Genomic DNA, 19,698 nt, shown 5'->3' on the forward strand with positions numbered 1-19,698 from the left:
TCGTCCAACGCGCGAGGCGAGAATGATGAAACCGGTGTTTATCGCGGTATTGCTGCTGGCGGGCTGCGGCCTCGACAACAAGCAGCCGACCATGAACCATGAGCCGCTGGAAAGCGCGCTGATCGTCGGCAGCACCGAGTCTCCCGACCCGGTATTGGCCAAGGTCATGGCGCTGGAAAAGAGCGGCGTGGTCAAGGACGTGGTGGTGCAGGAGTCGTTCCCGGTGCAGATCCGCCTGCGCGCGCCGAAGAAAGTGATCGACGAACTCAATGCGATGCCGCGATCCGGCGGTTTGCGTTAGCGGGTTTGCGTCAGCGGATATCAAGATCAATTGATCGCGTTGCGGCTGCCGTTCCGGGCACTTCCCTGCCCGATGCGATCCTTCCGGCATGAATCTGTCGGACGGTCGGAGCGCCATCGTGCGCAAGCGTCCGCGGCGATAGCGCCGAGGCCGTCCAGTCTCGACATCCCCCATGGCGACGTGGTCGCCACGGCATCGCCGTGCGCAGCGGAAACCGGCGTGGGCAAACGCATGCGGGCAATAACGGCGGCATATCGCCCCGAGCCCGGCGGCCCTCTGCCGATTCAGCGAATTGAGGCAGGCTTATTCCGTCGTGACGGCCAAAGGTGTATGTAGTGCCTGAGCATGCTGGTTCATGCGCCTCCCCCACCTCGGCATTCCCTTCGGAGTTGATCCGATCATGAAGAAATTCCGCAAGGTCCTCCTTACCCTGATCGTGCTCGGACTTCTGGGATCGGTGCTGTTCCTGTATTGGCCGGTGTACCAGCGCTCGGTGCCCGCGGCCGGCAACGACAAGCCGGTCGACGTGGTCCTGATCGGCGGCGGCATCATGAGCGTCACCTTGGCGACCTATCTGCAGGAGCTTGAGCCGAGCTGGAACATCCAGCTGTACGAACGCCGCGGCGGCGTGGCCGAGGAAAGCTCCGACGGCTGGAACAACGCCGGCACCGGTCACTCCGGTTTCGCCGAATTGAACTACACCCCGCAGCTGCCCGACGGCAGCATCGAAACCAAGCGCGCGGTGGATATCGCCGAACAGTTCGAGATCTCGCGCCAGTTCTGGTCGCACCAGGTCCGCGAAGGCCGCTTGCAGCAGCCGTCGGACTTCATCAATCCGACCCCGCACATGAGCTTCGTCTGGGGCGACGACAACATCGCCTACTTGCGCAAGCGCCGCGATGCGCTGGTCAAGAACCCGCTGTTCTACGGCATGGAGTATTCCGAGGACCCGGCGCAGATCGGCAAGTGGGCGCCGTTGTTGATGGAAGGCCGCGATCCCAAGCAGAAAGTCGCCGCGACCTACATGCCGATCGGGACCGATGTCAATTTCGGCGTCATCACCCGGCAGCTGACCCAGAGCCTGCAGCGCAGCGCAAACTTCCAGTTGCATCTGGGCAACGAAGTCACCGCGCTGCGCCAGAACGGCGACAAGACCTGGAATGTCACGGTCAAGAATCTCAAGTCGGATACCGAGTCCACGGTCAAGTCGCGCTTCGTCTTCATCGGCGCCGGCGGCGCGGCGCTGAAGCTACTGCAGCTGTCGGGCATTCCCGAAGCGCGCGACTATGCCGGCTTCCCGGTCGGCGGCCAGTTCCTCGCGTTCCAGGCGCCGGCGATCGCTGGCCGGCACGGGGTCAAGGCCTACGGTCAGGCCGAAACCGGGTCGCCGCCAATGTCGGTGCCGCATCTGGACGCGCGCAAGCTCGACGGCAAACCGGTGGTGTTGTTCGGGCCATTCGCCTTGTTCAGTACCAAGTTCCTCAAGTACGGCTCGTGGTTCGACCTGTACTCCTCGGTCACTCACGACAACCTGGGCGAAATGGTCAGCGTCGGCGGCGAAAACCTCGACCTGGTCAAGTACCTGCTGAGCCAGGCCCAACTCAACGACGACGACCGCCACGCCGAACTGCGCAAGTATTACCCGAGCGCCAAACGCGAAGATTGGAAACTGGTCACCGCCGGCCAGCGCGTGCAGATCATCAAGCGCGATCCGGTCAAGGGCCCGGTGCTGCAGTTCGGCACCGAGATCGTCGCCGACAAGGACCACACCCTCGCCGCCCTGCTCGGCGCCTCCCCGGGCGCGTCGACGTCGCCGCCGATCATGCTCGATCTGCTGGCCAAGGCCTTTCCGGCGCAAATGGCGGCTGGTTGGCAAACACAGCTGCGGAAGATCATCCCGTCGTATGGGCGGCATCTCAACGACAGCGCGCAGCTGACCAATGAGATTCGGGCGATGACCAGTCAGACCTTGCGTTTGCCGTATCTGGAAGTGCCGCTGGCTGGCGGGGCTGTTCCGCAGGCTGCACAGCAACCACCACCGACCCAGGCGAAGGGCAAGGAGAATGCCGAATTGCAGGCCTTGTGAGCTTTCTAAGCCCGTTCTACCGACGCTCGCCGCTACTTACTTGAGCCATTCAAGCGTTGGCAGATGCCGCTACTTGAGCGACTTACAAGCAGGAACAAACGACGATTTCTCATCGGAAGGCAAAGGCCAGATCAATGGCTTGTCCGCGCAGCGGGCGGCGGCGGCGGCGCAGATCAATGCCGGCGGGCTGATGCCATACGAAATCAAACCGCCCCGTGGGTAGCGATCCGCGTCGGGCTCGCCTTTTTTCACTTCATGCAGCACCGTTCCGGAAGGCGCGATCAGACGCGCCTGGAGAAATTCGACATCAACGGAGTCGGCTCGGCAGTCCACATGCATCCGAACCCACTTCCGGCTGTCCGGCGGAACCTCCAATCCGGCCGGAATGTCTCGTCCGAAAACAGGCGATTGCGTCCATGCCGCCCAGCCATTCTGGTGGGGCTCGATCGACGCGATGTCCACCAGCGGAGCGCTTTTCATCTCAGGCTCGATACTGCGCCAATCCGGCCCGCGTGCGTCGTTGGCGCCCGCGCAACCCGACACCAGCGCCAACGCCAGGATCAAAATCACCGCACAGGCTTCGGCATGACGTTTGTTAAAGCGGAATGAGATGTCACGCGACATTGCTTTCTCCATGATCTTCGATGCCTTGCTCAACGGTTGCGGCGCAATCGGCGGCATGCGTGTGTTGAGAGCCTGCGATCCGCTGCCTACGTAAAGACGAACCAACCGATGGACACCATTCCAACGAATATCCCGACATACAGCAAGCTCGACAGCGCGGCCGCGATGCGCCAACGACGTACGAAATGAGCGAGCTCACCGCGAGCCGCCGCGACCTGATCGTCGCTCGCGGTCTTGAGAGGACAAGGATCGTCACCCTACCAATACATGGCCCGGGTCAAATCATTGGGGCAACCTGAAACTGGCGCATCCCGCCCTGCCCACGCGGCGCAGCGAACGTATCGGTATTCGAGCATCGCCGCGAAGTAGCAACGGAGTGCGTTGAATGCTGCCGCCATCCATCGACGACCCTACCGACCAGATTCTTGGACAAACAGTCTCAAGAACACAGCGGCCCTGAGTCCTTCATGCCGAGGTGGTGGATGAGCGCCTGTAATTCTCGGCCGCCTTGCTCGCTTGCATCTTGTAGCGCATGTTGCGCTCGAATGAGGACTGATTTTCGAATTGAAACTGAGCCCATATAAGCAGGCTCTCGCTGCACCTTTGGATCGTCGCTATCGGTCTGGCACGCTGATCGCACCGACTCGGACCGACGAGGGCGCCGACAGGTTTTCATCGCGAGGAACCGGCATATCGCCCACGGCAAAGTCAGAGGCAATACCAGGATCCGCAGCAGCCCGTCCCCCATTCCCCCGACATTAATCGAGATGGCATTTCGCAAAGTCGGTTCCGGCGAGACATAAATATCAGGGGAGGGAAAAGCAGATCATCGATCCCGTCCTCCATGTAACGCCGGATCATTTCCCAATGCTGAAGAACTTGAGCGCGATTTCCGCTGAAGTTGCCGGCAGAAAAAGTGTGCTGGACCGTGGAGCCGTCTTCGCTCAGCACATAACAGCGAAGGTCGAGGTTGACGTCGGACGCAGTTCCACCGACGGGACTTGACGAGGCGATGAAAAAGAACGCGCGGTCCCATGGCAACGCGATATGGCTTTCCGCGCCATTGCCACGAAATACATAGATAGTCCGGTTGTGACGATTGAACCGCACGGGATAGTGCGTGTAAGCAAAGAAGTCGCGCAGCAAGGCCTTCTTGAACACGAAGACAGAGCCGAGCAAGCACAATGCAACCACCGTAAGGCCGAAGTAAACATGTCCCTGCGAGCGCGGCGAACCATCCTGCAACGGCCGGAACGCCTCCACTCCGAACAGATAAGCGAACGCCAACAGTCCTGCGAGGAACAACAGCCCCCACATCGCCGCCCAGCCCCGCACGAAGAAAGGCCGGTCGACGTACTCGATGAAAGTCGAATTGATCTTCAGCAAGCCACGATCAATCGGCGGCAATTCCACTGCGACCTTGGGGTCGAGCCGCGCTTCGCGCTCGTAGTCCTCCAATCGACGGTCCACCTTATAGAGTTTGAGCCATCCCTCGAACATGACTACTTGGCTCCTCCAGGCAGGAGGGCCTTCCAAGCGGCCTCCTGATCGGACACGGATGCGAAGCTGCCATCCTCCTTCGTACCGAACGGAGTCTTTTGCGGCCACTTTTCGATTTTATTATCGCGGAAACGGTTGATTATCCACTCCGCCAACAGAGCCAATGCGGCAAGTACCAATAGAATGATGAAGCCTACACCGGCCGTGAGGGTTCCGGCGAACATCATCCATGCCACGACCGCCGCGCCAACCCCGGTGGTGAGGAAGACGGCCGCCATCGGAATATCTCCTTTTTTATACGCATCCAATGCCTTCCAGCCATCGACGATCACGCTCAAGATCGCAGCGGCAGCCCCTAATGCCTTGCCGCAAAAGCCGACCAGCGCCGCTCTTGACGCGACTTCGTTCGACACGAAGGTAAACCCGGAAGCCGATGGCCTTTTTCCAGTCGCGATTGTCCTGTCGCTCGAACCAGTCGATCCGGAAAAACATCCGATGATTGAGGTTCAGCGTACAACCAACCGGATCGTTGAGCGCGACCATTCACGGCGGCATGCTTTTTGTCAGCGCTTTGCGTGGGGCAGCGCCAAGAAAACATTCGGCTTTTATTTTAACGACGTCTATTCCGCCGCCATGTAGGAGCGCAAGAATTCGTAATACGCCAGGCAATCGGACTGAACGTTGTTCGCAGCGCTCGCCATGATCAGGTTGCCGTCGTCTGCCGACTCGACCAGATACAGGTGATGGTACTGAGCGGCGCCGCCAGCATTGGCCACCGTTACGATTTCCACGCGCGGCGGCAGATCCAATCAGTTTGCTTCGACGCGTCCTTCAGTACCCGATTATTTCCTGCGATCGTAACGCGTCCAGCCCGAACGCCAGCACCGCGATAGCGACTGGGATAGCGCCGACGACCCAAAGCGCGATGGCGGTCTTGCGTCCCAAGTCGGCACGATGAGCGTTTTTCCGGAACAGCGCAAACACCAACGCGGCGAACGGAAGCGCCAGAACGATGGGCTGATAAATCCTGCAGTAGGCGGCGACCACACAGAAAGTCGCCGCTGCCGTGGCGGCGGCATAAAACCCGATCCGCCTGCTGAGCATGGTTGCCGCCAATAACGGCACTAAACAGAAAACCGCCACCGCCGCCGATCGCAAGACGCCGGCATCGATGTCGCCCCGCTTCAACAACCCAATGGCGCTGCCACGTCCTTCAGCCAGTCCCAACGCCAGACAGACGGCGGTAATGACGATCACCGCGAACGTCGCGGCGACGCGGGATTTTCTGCCTGCGACCTTACCTGTTTGAGATTGAGGGGCTGACAAGAGAAAAACCTCGCTGATGAATTCTGTAAACCGCAATTCGCGGACGGCGACTCCAACCGGGCGCCAACCGATCCATGCCGGTTCGGTCAGGGGAAGAACACCCTGACCTCCTAGTCTTGATCGGTCAACGACAGGCTGGCCTTGGTCGACCCTGAATCGTAGTCGGGCCAATAGTCAACCTGCAATCGCGCGTTCTGGAACTTCGTGCGTTGAACTTCGACACTTTCGCGCACGACCCAAGCTCCATCCTGTTTCGACTCCGACCTCTTCCAGTTCCGAAACCATTTGTCGGGAGTGTCACTGTTGCGTTTATCAACCTTGTCGTCGGTCGGCAGGGCGGAAAGAAACTGCTGCGCGCTCAACAGGCCGTGCTCGCCCGCGCTGATTTCGAACTCTTTTTTCTTGCCTTCGTGCCTAGCGAACAGGCGCCACTTATAAACAGATTTTGCCGTATCGAATGCGCCGAATTTTATCTCCATGTCGATCGTTTCGTAACCTGTAATCCGTTCTTCCAGGCCAAGCCACGAGTCGCTGAAGCCCATTTGCGCGGAAAGGCCGACCAAGATCGAGTTGAGCTCGCTCAACTCCTCCAGGCTTTGGTTCTCGTTCCACTTTCCTTCCGCGCGCTTACCCAGGCCGAAATAGCAGCGATCCAACCAGATTTCCGCCTGTGTATCCTCGGCGTTCAGCGCTGCCCAGGCCAGAATCGCGCCCACTACGATCAGGCCCAGCGCGATGCCCAACGGCCCAAGCAATGCGCTGCTGCCGACAATCGCAGCGTAACTGCCAAAACCGGCAGCTATGAAGTAAACCGCGGCAGCTCCCGCGTACAGAGCAGCCGCGTCGCTATCTCCCTTGCCCCCGGTTCTGCCGGCAGCGAAGCTGCATTGCACGCCGTCGACGACCGCCGCGACGGCGCCTATAGTCGCCCCAATTTTGGAGACCACTTTGCCGGCGTTGAGAAGCGACGTTCGCGCGCTCATCTTGCCGGCCTCTTCTATAACACCGCCGACCGCACCGGCCATCACGCCGATCGTTCCGACCCAGGCGGAGGTAACGGCGAGTTGCGCCTCCACGGCCAACGGTCCGAGCTTGCTCTTCAATTCCTTCATCGAATCTTGAATGGCCCACTTCTGAAAATACAATGAGCCCGCGACCAGAACCATGCCGCCGCCTCCACCCAGACGGAAAGCCTTGGAGGTAATGCTTCGCGAAAACCGCAACGCCTGCCCCAAGGGAATCTTCACGACAACGCTTTCCAGCGCCTTGATGGCTTTTGAGTTGAGCGTCAAGGCATGCGCGGTAAAGCCGCGGACTGCTCGGCTCGCGGTACTGCTCATCTGATCAAAGATGACTTTCGACTTGTCCGCCGCTTCGGAGATCGCCTTCTTCAAGTCGTCGGCCTTGCCATATGTCCACATGGTGAACTCGACGAGTTTTTCCCGAACATCCGCGCGATTGATGCCAAGCGCCTCACCACCCGACATCGCGAAATTTCGTAACCTGCGCCCACTGCCGTCGATGACTTCATAAGCCGCTCTCTTTGCCTTGTCCAAGGACTCGAAAGCCAGGTCGCTCATCAAGCGCTGGTAGGCTCCCACAGTCAACTGAACCTTCAACAAGGTAACCTCGATTCTCTCCAGTATCAGCACCGCTATTTGTTGAGCCTTTGTTGCGACTTCATGCACGGCCGAGCTCAAGGCTTGACCCGCTTGACGCATCCTGTTTTCGACCTCGCTGGTCGCACCGGCGATGGCCAGTTGAATATCGGCCGTCGCAAGCCGCAGCCGGTCGGTGATGTGCTTCTCGAACTCTTTCGAATCGGCAATTGCGGTCGCGTGGCCGTACAGCATGTCGCCTTTGTTGACGGCGCCGTCTTGCGGGACCAGATACGCTAGCAGGGTTTTCTCGTTACCGAACAATCCTCGGTACACAGGGTTTTCCTTGGAATCGGCCTTGGCACCAAACCACTTCTTCCATATTTCAAAGCTGCCGGTATCGATCACGCCGCCGGCCAGGCAAGGTGCGCAGTCGATGGTCATCTGTACGCGCTGAGCGGTCTCGCTCGGATCGTAATCGTCGAGCCACGCATGCCACGCGGGGTCATCGGCCCATTTGTGCCAATCCGCATCGGCGGAGGTAACCTGTTCGTTGAACACCTTCAACGTGGTTCTGTAACCGTCTTCGAATTCCTTGCGCTTGGTTTCGCTATATCGATCGGCCAGCTTGCTCCAGGTCGCCGCAACGTCACTGGCCACGCGCTGGGCGCGCGTACTAGTTTCAGTTTCGCTCTCGCCGGCCATCATCGGAGATGGGTAGAACACGGTCGTGGTGACGGTGTCCGGGGTTCCTTCGGCCTTCTCGGTCTTGGTTCTCGTCGCCAGCGCGCTGGCTTCGATCACTTTTTTCAATCCGAGAATGGACTGGGAAATCGTGAGCGGCCGAAGCACCCGCTCGCAGTAGTTCTGCCGCGCTTTGACATTGTGAGCGCGCTGGCCATTGAGCTCTTGAACGATACCCATCGCGTCGTGCAACACCACCGCGGCGACTTTATGCGCCTCGCCATGCTGGGTCTGGTAGCACTTGGCGTGGTTGGCCAGGGCTTGCGACTGCCCGGCGCGCAAGCGATGGCCGTGGATGCTGTTCCACACGAATCGGCCGCTCTCGACGTCCCCCACCTTGCGAGTGGTGTACGCGCGCCTAACGGTTTCAGCGTCATTGGGAGCGATGAATTCCTCCACCCAGGACGACAACCGCTTGCTCGTTTCTTTGTTCAGCTCGAAAGCATCGGGCACCGTGTCGGGCGCGCTGTCCAGTTGCTTGCAATCGAATTTCTGCATTCGCTTGGCGGGGGCTTTTTCGTAACCCTGACGAACTGCCTTGGTCCAACGCGCAGTGCTGAACGCCAACCAGATGAAAGGGGTCTTGGCCGGGTCGCGCACGTGGATGAAACTTGCCGGAATATTGTCGCCAGAGCGCTTGCACTGCGCCGACATTTCCTTCCCGGCCTTCTCGTCCATGTCGTCTGGATCGGCGAAGAGGCGCAGGTTGCCATCGGGGGTGACTGCGTAGACTTGCCATTGCCCGGGCTTGTTGAGATAGACATAGACGTAGCCCTCTCGGAGGGTACGGATGGTGTATCTGTTGTCCTGCAGCGCCGGCACCGCACCCAGCGCGCTTTCACGGTTGCCGCCGAACAACGCTTTGAACGAACCCGCGCCGCGGTTGGCCTCCAGGTAATTAGGGATTACGGCATAGCGCAGCGGCAGGATCGGTATGCCCTTGCGCTTACATAACGAGCAGCCATCCGCGCTGCCAAGCGCCGTGCTCTTTGCCGCGCCGGCATTGGCTTTTACCGCGTTCGCGCCGCTTCCTTGCTTGGTTACCGGATTTTGACTGGCCATTCCCTCGCCTCCTTGCTTGAATTCCTTGTCGCGATCGAATCACCGCCTTCGACCAGTTCGTCCAACACCTCGTCGGACAAGGCTTCAACGCCCTCCGCCAAGGCTTGATCGCCTGCGCGCGCGCGCGCCAGGCAGTCGCTCACAGAAGGATGCAAATACCAACGCTTGGACAATGTGAGCTGATTGAGCGCGAAAAAGATCACGTCTTCGGTTTCGATCAGGCCCTGCGAATAGGCGAGCGACAGCGCCTGGTCGATCTTTATTTCGCAATCGACCGGGATCATGTGCTCGGCCTTTACCAACGCCATCAACACCTCCCGGGCTCGCCGCAGCCTGCCTTGCGCGGCCCAGAACTCATGCGTCAGCTCGACCGATGCGGCGGTCGCTTCGACAGGCGTCGGCGTTACCTCGCGCAACTGGCCGCACGCATCGACAAACAACCACGAAGAAATTCCGCCCATCCAACGGCTGAGCCATTGCGACGGCGCCAGATGAATCGCCAACGCCATGCGGTGAGGCTCAAACAATGGCAGCACTTTCTGTTTTCGCCGCAATGGATCGTGCATCAAGGTATTGGCGCGAAGTTGCGCCGCCGTCTCTTTCAACGAGGCTTGAGTCACCAGCCAGCCACAGACGTAAGCGCCATTGATGCTGGCTCTGCGACGTTGGGCGCCGTTCCAGGTGATGTCGAGCAACGCCTCGTCGACGTATCCGCGATCGCGCGGTGAACGCAGCAGCATCAACCGCGGGCAGATGGTGTGATCGTGCGCGTAATCGTGTCGACGCACGACCGCAAGCTCGGGCTTTGCTTCTCGTTTACTAAGCCATTGAAGATGGAGCTCATCGGACTCGGCGACGGGATGATTCAGATCCAATAGCGCCATGATCGAGCTGCCCGGCTTCGCCTCGATCTGCTGGAAGAGTCTTTCGCGCAGTTGTTCGGACACTGCTAATCCCTCCACTCGCAGCCTTCGTACCGGCTACTGGGCAGTTGGGCCTGCGCGCTGGCGCTCTTCGGCGACGTTAAATCACGCTGACTGCTCTTGAACTCGATCGTCCCCGGCGCACCCAGTTCGATATCGCCGCCTTCAAGCTTTAGATACGCGCCGGCGGCGGTCGCCAGCACGCGCTTGCTCGGTGCGGCGATCTGCACATCGGCTTCGGTGCTGGCGATCTTGACGCTGGTCTGGGCCGCGGCGCGCGCCAGCTCCTTGTGCGCGCGCAAGCTCACCGCGCCCTTGGCCGCATGCAGCGCGATGCCGCGCTCCTGATTCGGTTTGCCGCTGGGCGCTTCACCGCCGTGGGTGAACAAGGCGATGCCGCCGGCGACGGCCAACACGCTTTCGGTCTGGCTCAGCCACTGCAGATCCTGGTTGGCGCTGAGTACGGTCTGGGTGCCGGACACCCACACCTGGTTTTGCGCGGTCACGCTGACGATGCCCTTGGGGCTGCTGGCGAGCAGCAGCGGGTTGCTCCAGCCGGGCGCGCTGCCGTCGCCGCCGCCGATGCCTTCGCCCGGCGCGGTGCCGGTCTGGGTCGCGGCCATGGTGTCCTGGGTGGTCTTCAACGCGGTCTGCGCCGACAGTTCCTTGGGGTCGTCGGGCAGGATCGCTTGTTGGGTCTGGGCGACCTCGCTCAGGGTCTGGATCAGTTGCTCGCTCTGGCTCAGTTGCGCTTGCGCCACGGTCGCGGTCAGGTGCTGAGGGCCCGGCTCGGTGGTCAGCAGCAGGCCGGCGCCGCCGCGCAACGCGCCGCCGGCCTGGGTGCTCAGTTCGGCGCCGAAGCCGCGCTCCTGGCCGCGGATATTGTCGACTCCGCCTTTCAGATGGCCCAACGCCAGGGTGCTCAGGTGCTGGGTGGTGTTCGCCTGCACCCGGCCCTGCCCGGGCGTGTCGTCCAGCTTCAATTGCTGGTAGCCGCCGCTGCCGCCCTGGCTCTCGGCCAGGGCCTGGGTCTTGAAGCCGGTGAACACGGACGGGTGTTCGTTGCCTTCGAACCAGGCGGCGGCATTGCCGGTGGCGCCGCCAGCGCCGCCGCTGACATCGTTGTGGGCGGCGTCGAGTTGGCCGCGGCCGTTGTAGACCGTGCCGATGACCACGGGCCGGTCGATGTCGCCCTCCAGGAACGCGACCACGACCTCCTGGCCCTTGCGCGGCAGCATCACCCCGCCCCAGTTGTCGCCGGCCCAGGGACCGGCCACGCGCACCCAGGTCCAGGCCAGGCCCAGGCCGGGCGCGTTGTCGTCGCCGGACGGATGCGCCAGGCGGTTGCTGGCGTCGCCGCCGCGCTGCCACGGGAACTGCACCTTGATCCGGTGATCGCGATCGGTCTGCAACGGCGCGCCGTCGCTGACCACGATCGCGGTCTGGCTGCCGTGCACGGTCGGCTTGGGATGCAGGCGCAGGCCGTGGCCGTCGGTGGTGCGGCTGCGATACGGCACCGCGGCGGGCAAGGCGTCGAAGCTGTTGAGGTAGAACCCTTCGCCACCGACCGCGTCATTGCCGACGGCCGGGCCGGCCTCGCCCAGGTCGGGTGCGAAGCCTTCATGCGAGGGCGTGGCCAGGCCGCTGAGCGCGTCGGGCAACACCGGCACCGCCAGGGTGACCGGGCCGAGCTGCTTTTCGGCCAAGTCCAGGACCTCGGCGCCGAGGTTGTTGCGGGCGCGATGACGCACGCTCAGGCAAGTGAAGCGGCCGCTGTCGGCGTCGCGGTAAGCATGATGCTGGGTGAGTACGAAATGGCCGCCCGGACGCAGTCGGCGCCAGCTGCCGGCGCCCTGCACGGTATCGGCCGACACCTGCAACGCTTCCAGATGCTGGCGGGCATAGCGATCACCGGTGGCGCGATCGGGATAGGCATAGGGACCGGCGATGTCCTGGTCCTCCGGCGCGACTTCGCCGTAATGGCTGCCCAAGGCCGCGGCCGGACGCAGGTCCAGACTGCGATAGTCCCAACTGCTGCGCTGCAGCCGCGCGGTCTGCCAGCGGCGCGCGGTCGACCAGTGCTGGACGCTGTCACCGGGTTCGGTGATGTCCTTGCGATGGAAACGGATCGAGCCCAGGTCGGCGAAGGCCTCATTGTGATCGGCCAGCACCAGGGTGTGCATGCCCAGGCTGGATTCGTCGGCGTCCGCGCCGTCCTCGGCCAGCGCCTGATCGCTGTGTTCGACGTGGTAGTGGATGCCCTCCTCGGCCAGCAGGCGATGCAGGAAGTCGTAGTCGGACTCTTCGTACTGACAGGTCAGGCTGCGCTTCTTGTAGACCGACGGGTCGCTCAGATCCCAGCGCCATGCCGGCGCCAAGCGGCCCTGGCCGGCGTAGTCGGCGAACAGCGACTCGACGATCTCGACCACGGTCATGTCCTGGAACACGAACGCATCCACGCGCTGGCGCAGGAACGCGAGCCACGGCTCGACGATGAGCCGGTAACGCGCCAGGCCGCCGTTGCTACCGATGCGCTCGAACGCGCTCAGGTGGCCGTGGAAGCAGCGCAGGTCGTCGACCGCGTCAGCGGTCATCAATTCCAGCCGTACCGGTTGGCCAAGCAGTTCGCTCAGGTCCAGGTGCGCGTCGACCGACAGCGCGGTCAGTTCGAAACGAAAGCCGCCTTCGTCCAGTGATTCGCGGCCGTCGAGCGATTCGGCGATCAGCACGTCCGGCCCCAGCGACGTATGCAGCCGCAACAGGCGTTCGTGCTGACGGGGCGCGCTGAGCGCGCTGAGTAGTGTGGCGAGGACGTCCATGGCTCTGCCTCCTGCAGTCTCCTGGGCGACGCTTCTGCCCGCGCCGGATGACGGCGGCGTGGCCTTCGCGAAGCGTCCCCTACGTTGGCTCCGACCCCGCGAACGGGGCCGGCGATTCCTTTACCGGCCGATCATAGCCCTGTCCGGTCTCAGCTGTCGCGGCGGGGCAGGTTTGGCCGTCCGGCGGCAGCCGGCCCATCGTGGATGCGGGTCCAAACCAGCCCGCTGTCGGCCGCCTCCGCCCTTCCCTGTCCGCCGCGCCGGATCGCAATCCGCGAACCGGCCGCGGAGCGCGCCACGATCAGGCGATCTTGTACTTGAACTCGCCGTTCTTGGCCGCGCTGACCTTGATCCTTTCGATCTTGCTGCCCTCGGCCATCCGCGCCAGCACCGATTCGGCGATCTCGGGCAGCAAGGTGCCATTGAGGATGTGATCGACGTTGCGCGCGCCCGAATCGACTTCGGTGCAGCGCTGCAGCATCGCCTCGACCAGGCTCTCGTCCCACTCGAACACCGCCTTGTGGTTGGCCGCGACCCGGTCGCGGATGCGACGCAGCTTGAGCGCGATGATCTGCGCCAGCACGTCGTCGGAGATCGGGTAATACGGCACCACTTTCAGGCGGCCCAGGAACGCCGGCTTGAACGACTTCATCAACACCGGACGCAAGGCGTCGGCCAGTTCGTCGGCCTTGGGAATTTCCTCGGCCGGCTTGTTGAGCGCGGCCTGCATGATCTGCGAGGACCCCACGTTCGAGGTCAGGATGATCAGCGTGTTGCGGAAGTCGATTTCGCGGCCTTCGGCGTCGTCCATCATGCCCTTGTCGAACACCTGGAAGAACATCTCCAGCACGTCCGGATGCGCCTTCTCGACCTCGTCGAGCAGCACCACGCTGTAGGGCTGGCGCCGCACCGCCTCGGTCAGCACGCCGCCCTCGCCGTAACCGACGTAACCCGGCGGCGAGCCCTTCAGGCCGGACACGCTGTGCGCTTCCTGGTACTCGCTCATGTTGATGGTGACCAGCTTGCGCTCGCCGCCGTAGAGGATGTCGGCCAGCGCGAGCGCGGTCTCGGTCTTGCCCACGCCGGACGGGCCGACGAACATGAAAACGCCGCGCGGCTTGTTCGGGTCTTCGAGCTTGGCGCTGGCGGTGCGCACGCGCTGGGCCACCGCTTCGAGCGCGTGGTCCTGGCCCATGACGCGTTCGGCCAGCATCGGCGCGAGGTTGCGCACGGTGCGGATCTCGTCCTTGATCATCCGGCCCAGCGGCACGCCGGTCCAGGCCGAGACGATCTCGGCGACCACGGTGCCGTCGACCTGCAGCGGCACCATCGGGGTTTCGCCTTGCAGCGCGCGCAGTTGCGCGACCAGATCGTTGACTTCCTGGTGCTTGGGATCGGCGGATTTCGTCGCTGCCTTGCCCTTGGCCTTCGCGGTTTTCCCCGCGGGCTTGGGCTCTTGCGGCGGCGGTGTAGCGTCGGCGGCAACAGCATCCGCGGCCTTGGCGTTGGCGGCGACTTCGAGTTCGCCGCGCAAGCTCTGAATCCGCTGCGCCAGTTCGGTTTCCTGCAGCAGCCGCGCTTCGTTGTCGGCCAGTACATTGCTCGACTGTTCCAACTGCGACTCGAGTTCGGCCACGCGTTCATCGTGCATGGCGCCCGACGCGGCCTCGCGATGCAGCGCGCTCAGTTCGGCGCGCAGGCGATCGATGTGCTTGCGCGTGTCCTCGATGATCGCCGGCGTCGCGCTCTGCCCGAGCGCGACCTTGGCGCAGGCGGTGTCGAGCACGCTGACCGCCTTGTCGGGCAACTGCCGGCCGCTGATGTAGCGATGCGACAGTCGCACGGCCTCGGTGATCGCTTCGTCGAGCACGCGGATATTGAAGTGCTTCTCCATCAACGGTACCAGCCCGCGCAGCATCGCCGCGGCGATCGGCTCGCTCGGTTCCTCGACCTTGACCACCTGGAAGCGCCGCGCCAGCGCGGCGTCTTTCTCGAAGTATTTCTTGTACTCGCCCCAGGTCGTCGCCGCGATCGTGCGCAGCTCGCCGCGCGCCAGCGCCGGCTTGAGCAGGTTGGCCGCGTCGCTCTGCCCGGCCTGGCCGCCGGCGCCGATCATAGTGTGCGCTTCGTCGATGAACAGGATGATCGGATGCGAGCTTTTCTTGACCTCGTCGATCACGTTCTTCAAGCGGTTCTCGAACTCGCCCTTGACGCTGGCGCCGGCCTGCAACAGGCCCATGTCGAGGGTGTGCAGCTCCACGCCCTGAAGTACCTCGGGCACGTCCTTGTCGGCGATGCGCAGCGCCAGGCCTTCGACCACCGCGGTCTTGCCGACGCCGGCTTCGCCGGTGAGGATCGGGTTGTTCTGGCGCCGCCGCAGCAGGATGTCGACGACCTGGCGGATCTCCGATTCGCGGCCGACCACCGGATCGAGATGACCGTCGCGCGCGCGCTGAGTCAGGTTGGTGGTGAACTGATCCAGGGCCGGGGTTTTCGACAACCCGCCCTGGGCCGCGTCGGCGGCGGTGGCGGCGTCGCCCTGCGCCTGCTCGCCTTGCGGATGCTCGGCATCGGCGAAACGCACGCCGTCGCCGGCTTCGGACGAACCGGCGGTGAGCTTGGCGAAATCATGCTTGAGTTCGTCGCGCTTGATCCGCACGAATTGTCCCGAACCGCGCATCGCCAATTGCGCCAGTCCCGGCTCGGTCAACAGCGCGAGCAGCAGGTGGCCGCTGCGGATGCGGCTGGTCTGCGAATCCAGCGAGGCGATCAGCCAGGCGTGTTCGAACAAGGTCGGCAGATGGGGCGAGAACACCGGCGTGCGGGTGTTGCCGGTCTTGAACCGGCCGATCTCGGTTTCCAGGTCGCGGCGCAGCGAATCCACCGAGATGCCGCTGCGCTGCGCGATCAAGGCGACGTCGCACTGCGGATGTTCGAGCAAGGCCAGGAACAGGTGCTCCAGATCGACCTCGTAGTTGCCGCGCGCCATGCACAGGTTGGCGGCGCGTTCGGCGGAACGACGGCAGGTGTCGTCGAGCTTGCTGATCAGGGTCTTGAGATTGATGCTCATGCGTCGAGGGTCCGCGATTGCTGATGGACGGGGGCGACGCGGGTTACGCGGCCGCTGCGGCGGGGCGTTGAAAAAGGTGGGCGGTCCATGCGGTAAGAGCTCCGTTGAATGCGGTGATCGGGTTATTGCAAGGTGTGGATGTGGTAGCGCGTATCCGAGCGGTCGCTGTCGGCCGGGCGCGAGCACAGGTAACTGTCCCAGCCCAGGCGCGCGCCATTGTGTTCGTCCATGCGCACGCCCTGGACATCGTCCTGACGCAGGATCAGGCGCACTTCGTATTCCAGGGTCGAACCGGTCAGCAAGGTCAGCCATTTCGCCAGCGCGCGCGCCGCGCTGCCGCCGGGCAGGAAGCGCTGGAAGCGCTCGCGGTCCAGCGGCCCGATCCACAGCCGCAGACGCAGGTCGCGCTGCCACACGCGTTCGCCGGCGAGTGCGGTGGCGCCCAGCTGCGCGTTGCTCTGGCCCAGGCGCGTGCGCTGCTGCTCGGGCACCACGTACCACGCGCCGACGAATTGTTCGACCCGCAACGGCGCCTGGAAATAATCCGACAGGATCCGCTGCACGAACACCGCCGACACCGGATGCTGGCGAATGCCGCCGGCGTAGTGCGCGATCGCCTGATCGAACACGTCGCTTTCGCCGTCGACCATGCGGTCGCGCAGCGCGTGCAGGCCGACCCCGGCCAGCGACAGGATCAACGGCAGGAACCGCTCGCGCCGGTCGAACTCGTACTGCACGTGCAGCCGGTACTTCTTCCACGCGGCGTAGTGCTGGGCCACCGCGCGGTTGGTGAACATGTCCAGGAACGCGCGCGCGGTGCGGTCGCGCTGGTAGATCTCGCGCTGGGCGATGGTCTCGGTGTAGTGCAGCGGCAGCACGCCGGCCACGCCGAGCAGACCGGTGAAGGCCGGGGTGACCCGCACTTCCGAGATGTCCATCGCGGTGACCGCCGCGTCGATCGCCTCGGCGGTTTCCAGCGCGATGCCCTGCTCGTCGTAGCCCATCGCCTGTTCGATCTCGCTGGCCGGAAACCCGAGCGACAGCGAATTGCCGAAGCGCAGCCGGGTCGGCACGACATCGCGCTGGGCCACGCCCTGGCGCGTGAACATGTGCTCGAGGACCCGCATCGCCTGGAAGAACTCGAAGCGATGCGGCTCGGTGAGCACCTGCTGGGCTACACCAGGATCGATTCGCCGCTTCGCGGTTGACATTGGATCAACACCTCGCCGCCGTGGCTCGACAGCAGCACCAGCTGCGTGAAGCTGTTGGCATGCACATACAGGCCGAAAAAGTGGTCGAGCACCTTCGCGAACGCGGCCACGCCGGTGCCCACGAAGTATTGCTCGTCGATGGTCAAGCGGATCTCGATCCCGCGCACCACGCTGGTGAAATGCCGACCCGGCATCCACGCGGTGGTGGCCTTGTGCTCCAGGCCGAGGATGCCCTCGATCTGGCGCGCGGTGACCGCCGAACGCGCGGTGTCGTACAGGCGCAGCATCTCCTTCAATGCGGGCAGGCCGCTCTGGGTCAGGGACAGATGATTCAGGCTCAGGTGCGAGATCAAGCGCCACTGCACGCCGCGGCCGCGCTCGAACCGCAGCGGCCGGCTGGGCTTGCGCAACAGGCTGATCGAACGCGCCGCGCCGCCGCCTTCCATGGTCAGATCGCCGCCCTGCACGTTGTAGGCCAGGTGGGTCGGCAGATCGCGATTGCTGCAGGTCAGCTCCAGGCTGATGATGTCGGTCTGCGGCAACACCGGATTGAAATCCAGGTCGACGAACGACAGCTCGGTCTCGTAGCCGGGACTGACCCGCGCGACCTGATCGTCGCGATGCGCGAGCCAGTACTGCCCGGTCTTGTCCGGCGTTTCGCCGTGGTGCAAGGAATAGAACGGGCGGAACTCGGTGATCTTCTCGCCCTGCGGGGTTTGCCGCACGCGCTTGACCGAGTCGATCGAATGCACTTCGAACGCGAACGCGCGGCGCGCATCGGCGATCACCGGGTACGAGGCGGTGCGATGGGTCGCGCGGATCGGTTCGCCGTGCTGTTCGAACAGGTTGACCACCGGCGCGCAGGCCAGGCCGATATTGTCCGCGCTCAGGCCTTCGAGCACCCGCGACACCGGCGAATCCAGCGGTGCGCTCTTGACGATCAGATGCAAGGTGAAAGCGCTGCCGGCGTGGGCGCGCAGCGCTTTCAGATCGAGATCGAAGAAGCCGAATTTTTCCGGGAACGCGAACAGCTCGGTCAGCAGGCGGTAGGCCGGATGCGAGCGCTCGGGATAGTCGATCAGCGATTCGTTCTCGGCGAAGCCGACTTCGCTCAATGGGATCTTCGGCAAGGCGTACCAGCGGTTGCTGCCGGTCGGTTCGATATAGGCCGCGCGCAGGTTCATGGTCAGCGTGTCGCGCAGCGCCGCGCAGAACGAAGGCTCGCCGTCGGCGAACAGTCGCAACGAATTCAGGCCGAGCTTGGCCAGCGAGGGTTGGTCGCCCAGCAATTCGAGCGACAGCGAAATCTGGCCGCCGCTGCCCTGCGGCAAGGTCACCGTCATCGGCGCCTCGACGATGGTGCGAAAGCTCGCCTTGGCCACCCGGATCGGCGCCAGCACCACGTCGTAAGCGGTGCGGAACTTGCAGCTCACCCCTCGCACCTGGCGCGAATGCAGCAAGGTGCCGCGCGGAATGGTGACCGGCGCGCTGAGCTTGGCCAGGCCCGAGCCGGCATCGAAGCGCGCGATCGAGCACGAGGGAAACGGCCGCAGATAATGCGGGTACAGCACTTCCAGCAGCGCTTCGGTGAACTCGGGGTAGTCGTCCTCGATCTTCTTCGACACCCGCGCGCTGAGCAGCGCGAACGATTCGATCAGGCGCTCGACATGCGGGTCCTGGCTGCCGTCGGCGGACAGCAGCAGGCGGCTGGCGATCTTGGGGTAACGCTCGGCGAAATCGCGTCCGTAGCGACGCAGGAAAGCCAGTTCGCGCTCGTAAAAAGGCAGCAAATCTTCCATCAGCCCATCCTGTTCAAACCGCCGCGACCCGGCGCTGACGCACGACCGAGTACTGCAGCGTATTGGGCTGCAACATCGCATCGAAGCTGATCGCTTCGCGCGCCGGGTGCAGATCGAGCAAGCCGTGAATGGCGAAGCGCAGGCCGCCGGCGCTGCGCGCGTGGTTCTCCAGCGCGACGCGGACGTTGTGCAGACGCGGTTCGTGACGGGCGATGGACTGCTCCAGCGAGCGGCAGATGGCGGCGCGATCGAAGGCGTTGGCCAGGCTCAGCGCGGAGAAGTCGCGCAGGCCGAAGGTCATCAGCGAACGCTGGCAATTCGGGAACGACTTGAGTTCGTCCTCGGTGAAGGCGGCGCGGCTGTTGAGCAGGCCTTCCAGGTCGCGGGCCACCGATTCCTTGTACTGGTCGACCGAGATCGACTTGAAGATGCGTCCGGCGCTGGCCGACTTGGGCTCGTCGTCGAACAGTTTTTCCAGCAGGCTGGGTTCGAATCCTTTCATCTCGCGCTTCCTGTCGTTCGTCGGCGCCTGCCCGGGTGGAACGTGCGGCCGTGCTTCCAATCCTTGGAGATGAGACCGGTCGCGACGGCGATCGCGATGCGTGCCGTGCGCCCCGTCCGTTTGCGTCGGCGAT

The 19,698-nt window shown here is 63.4% G+C and carries 15 protein-coding genes; 3 read left to right on the top strand and 12 right to left on the bottom strand.

The window, feature by feature from the left end:
- Positions 1 to 25: 25 nt before the first annotated feature.
- Together ASD86_RS19095 and mqo are read left to right on the top strand one after the other, a co-directional pair.
- A complete protein-coding gene (locus ASD86_RS19095; protein WP_056114271.1) occupies positions 26 to 301 on the top strand; it encodes a hypothetical protein in 276 nt (91 codons plus the stop codon).
- A 400-nt stretch (positions 302 to 701) separates the two neighbouring features.
- A complete protein-coding gene (gene mqo / locus ASD86_RS19100; protein WP_056114273.1) occupies positions 702 to 2,387 on the top strand; it encodes a malate dehydrogenase (quinone) in 1,686 nt (561 codons plus the stop codon).
- A gap of 69 nt (positions 2,388 to 2,456) precedes the next feature.
- Here mqo and ASD86_RS19105 read toward each other — a convergent pair whose 3' ends face one another.
- The 3 genes from ASD86_RS19105 to ASD86_RS19115 all read right to left on the bottom strand — a co-directional run bounded on the left by ASD86_RS19105 (position 2,457) and on the right by ASD86_RS19115 (position 4,849).
- Positions 2,457 to 3,068 (bottom strand): hypothetical protein, encoded by a 612-nt coding sequence (locus tag ASD86_RS19105; protein WP_056114276.1) that lies wholly within the window; start codon positions 3,066 to 3,068, stop codon positions 2,457 to 2,459.
- A 651-nt stretch (positions 3,069 to 3,719) separates the two neighbouring features.
- Entirely contained in the window at positions 3,720 to 4,511 is a 792-nt protein-coding gene (locus ASD86_RS19110; RefSeq protein WP_056114279.1) for a DUF6708 domain-containing protein, read from the bottom strand.
- A 2-nt stretch (positions 4,512 to 4,513) separates the two neighbouring features.
- Complete coding sequence (locus ASD86_RS19115; RefSeq protein WP_157476853.1) at positions 4,514 to 4,849, bottom strand: hypothetical protein; 336 nt, start codon at positions 4,847 to 4,849, stop codon at positions 4,514 to 4,516.
- A gap of 25 nt (positions 4,850 to 4,874) precedes the next feature.
- On the opposite strand from ASD86_RS19115, the gene ASD86_RS26950 reads away from it, so the two are divergent.
- The gene (locus ASD86_RS26950) at positions 4,875 to 5,150 is read left to right on the top strand and encodes a hypothetical protein (RefSeq protein WP_157476855.1); all 276 of its coding nucleotides are present in this window, start codon (positions 4,875 to 4,877) and stop codon (positions 5,148 to 5,150) included.
- Here ASD86_RS26950 and ASD86_RS19120 read toward each other — a convergent pair.
- The 9 genes from ASD86_RS19120 to tssE form a co-directional block, all read right to left on the bottom strand.
- A complete protein-coding gene (locus tag ASD86_RS19120; protein WP_056114286.1) occupies positions 5,132 to 5,320 on the bottom strand; it encodes a hypothetical protein in 189 nt (62 codons plus the stop codon). The two genes, ASD86_RS26950 and ASD86_RS19120, sit on opposite strands and share 19 nt — an antisense overlap.
- A gap of 22 nt (positions 5,321 to 5,342) precedes the next feature.
- A complete protein-coding gene (locus ASD86_RS19125) occupies positions 5,343 to 5,837 on the bottom strand; it encodes a hypothetical protein (RefSeq protein ID WP_157476857.1) in 495 nt (164 codons plus the stop codon).
- Positions 5,838 to 5,947: 110 nt separating this feature from the next.
- Positions 5,948 to 9,241 (bottom strand): T6SS effector BTH_I2691 family protein, encoded by a 3,294-nt coding sequence (locus tag ASD86_RS19130; protein WP_056114293.1) that lies wholly within the window; start codon positions 9,239 to 9,241, stop codon positions 5,948 to 5,950.
- A complete protein-coding gene (locus ASD86_RS19135) occupies positions 9,220 to 10,188 on the bottom strand; it encodes a hypothetical protein (protein ID WP_157476859.1) in 969 nt (322 codons plus the stop codon). Before ASD86_RS19135 ends, ASD86_RS19130 begins: the two co-directional genes overlap by 22 nt.
- Before the next feature lie 2 nt (positions 10,189 to 10,190).
- On the bottom strand, positions 10,191 to 12,983 hold the full coding sequence (gene vgrG, locus ASD86_RS19140) for a type VI secretion system tip protein VgrG (RefSeq protein WP_056114297.1): 2,793 nt from the start codon (positions 12,981 to 12,983) through the stop codon (positions 10,191 to 10,193).
- Positions 12,984 to 13,284: 301 nt separating this feature from the next.
- A complete protein-coding gene (tssH, locus tag ASD86_RS19145; protein WP_056114300.1) occupies positions 13,285 to 16,053 on the bottom strand; it encodes a type VI secretion system ATPase TssH in 2,769 nt (922 codons plus the stop codon).
- A 122-nt stretch (positions 16,054 to 16,175) separates the two neighbouring features.
- Positions 16,176 to 17,264 (bottom strand): type VI secretion system baseplate subunit TssG, encoded by a 1,089-nt coding sequence (tssG, locus tag ASD86_RS19150; protein WP_056114302.1) that lies wholly within the window; start codon positions 17,262 to 17,264, stop codon positions 16,176 to 16,178.
- Entirely contained in the window at positions 17,228 to 19,063 is a 1,836-nt protein-coding gene (tssF, locus tag ASD86_RS19155; protein ID WP_056114306.1) for a type VI secretion system baseplate subunit TssF, read from the bottom strand. The genes tssG and tssF overlap by 37 nt, the downstream gene beginning before the upstream one ends.
- A gap of 13 nt (positions 19,064 to 19,076) precedes the next feature.
- Positions 19,077 to 19,565 carry a type VI secretion system baseplate subunit TssE gene (gene tssE, locus ASD86_RS19160; RefSeq protein WP_056115180.1) on the bottom strand — a complete coding sequence of 163 codons (489 nt, stop codon included), beginning with the start codon at positions 19,563 to 19,565 and terminating at the stop codon, positions 19,077 to 19,079.
- Between the last annotated feature and the right edge of the window lie 133 nt (positions 19,566 to 19,698).

Origin of the sequence: Lysobacter sp. Root690 (genome assembly GCF_001427785.1) — a bacterium.
Classification (GTDB): domain Bacteria; phylum Pseudomonadota; class Gammaproteobacteria; order Xanthomonadales; family Xanthomonadaceae; genus Lysobacter.

What these genes read in the sequence shown, in the direction of transcription:
- ASD86_RS19095 (WP_056114271.1), top strand. Translation starts at nt 26, where the DNA reads ATGAAACCGGTGTTTATCGCGGTATTGCTGCTGGCGGGCTGCGGCCTC.
- tssE (WP_056115180.1), bottom strand. Translation starts at nt 19,565, where the DNA reads ATGAAAGGATTCGAACCCAGCCTGCTGGAAAAACTGTTCGACGACGAG.
- mqo (WP_056114273.1), top strand. Translation starts at nt 702, where the DNA reads ATGAAGAAATTCCGCAAGGTCCTCCTTACCCTGATCGTGCTCGGACTT.
- tssH (WP_056114300.1), bottom strand. Translation starts at nt 16,053, where the DNA reads ATGAGCATCAATCTCAAGACCCTGATCAGCAAGCTCGACGACACCTGC.
- tssF (WP_056114306.1), bottom strand. Translation starts at nt 19,063, where the DNA reads ATGGAAGATTTGCTGCCTTTTTACGAGCGCGAACTGGCTTTCCTGCGT.
- vgrG (WP_056114297.1), bottom strand. Translation starts at nt 12,983, where the DNA reads ATGGACGTCCTCGCCACACTACTCAGCGCGCTCAGCGCGCCCCGTCAG.
- ASD86_RS19130 (WP_056114293.1), bottom strand. Translation starts at nt 9,241, where the DNA reads ATGGCCAGTCAAAATCCGGTAACCAAGCAAGGAAGCGGCGCGAACGCG.
- ASD86_RS19110 (WP_056114279.1), bottom strand. Translation starts at nt 4,511, where the DNA reads ATGTTCGAGGGATGGCTCAAACTCTATAAGGTGGACCGTCGATTGGAG.
- tssG (WP_056114302.1), bottom strand. Translation starts at nt 17,264, where the DNA reads ATGTCAACCGCGAAGCGGCGAATCGATCCTGGTGTAGCCCAGCAGGTG.
- ASD86_RS19105 (WP_056114276.1), bottom strand. Translation starts at nt 3,068, where the DNA reads ATGCCGCCGATTGCGCCGCAACCGTTGAGCAAGGCATCGAAGATCATG.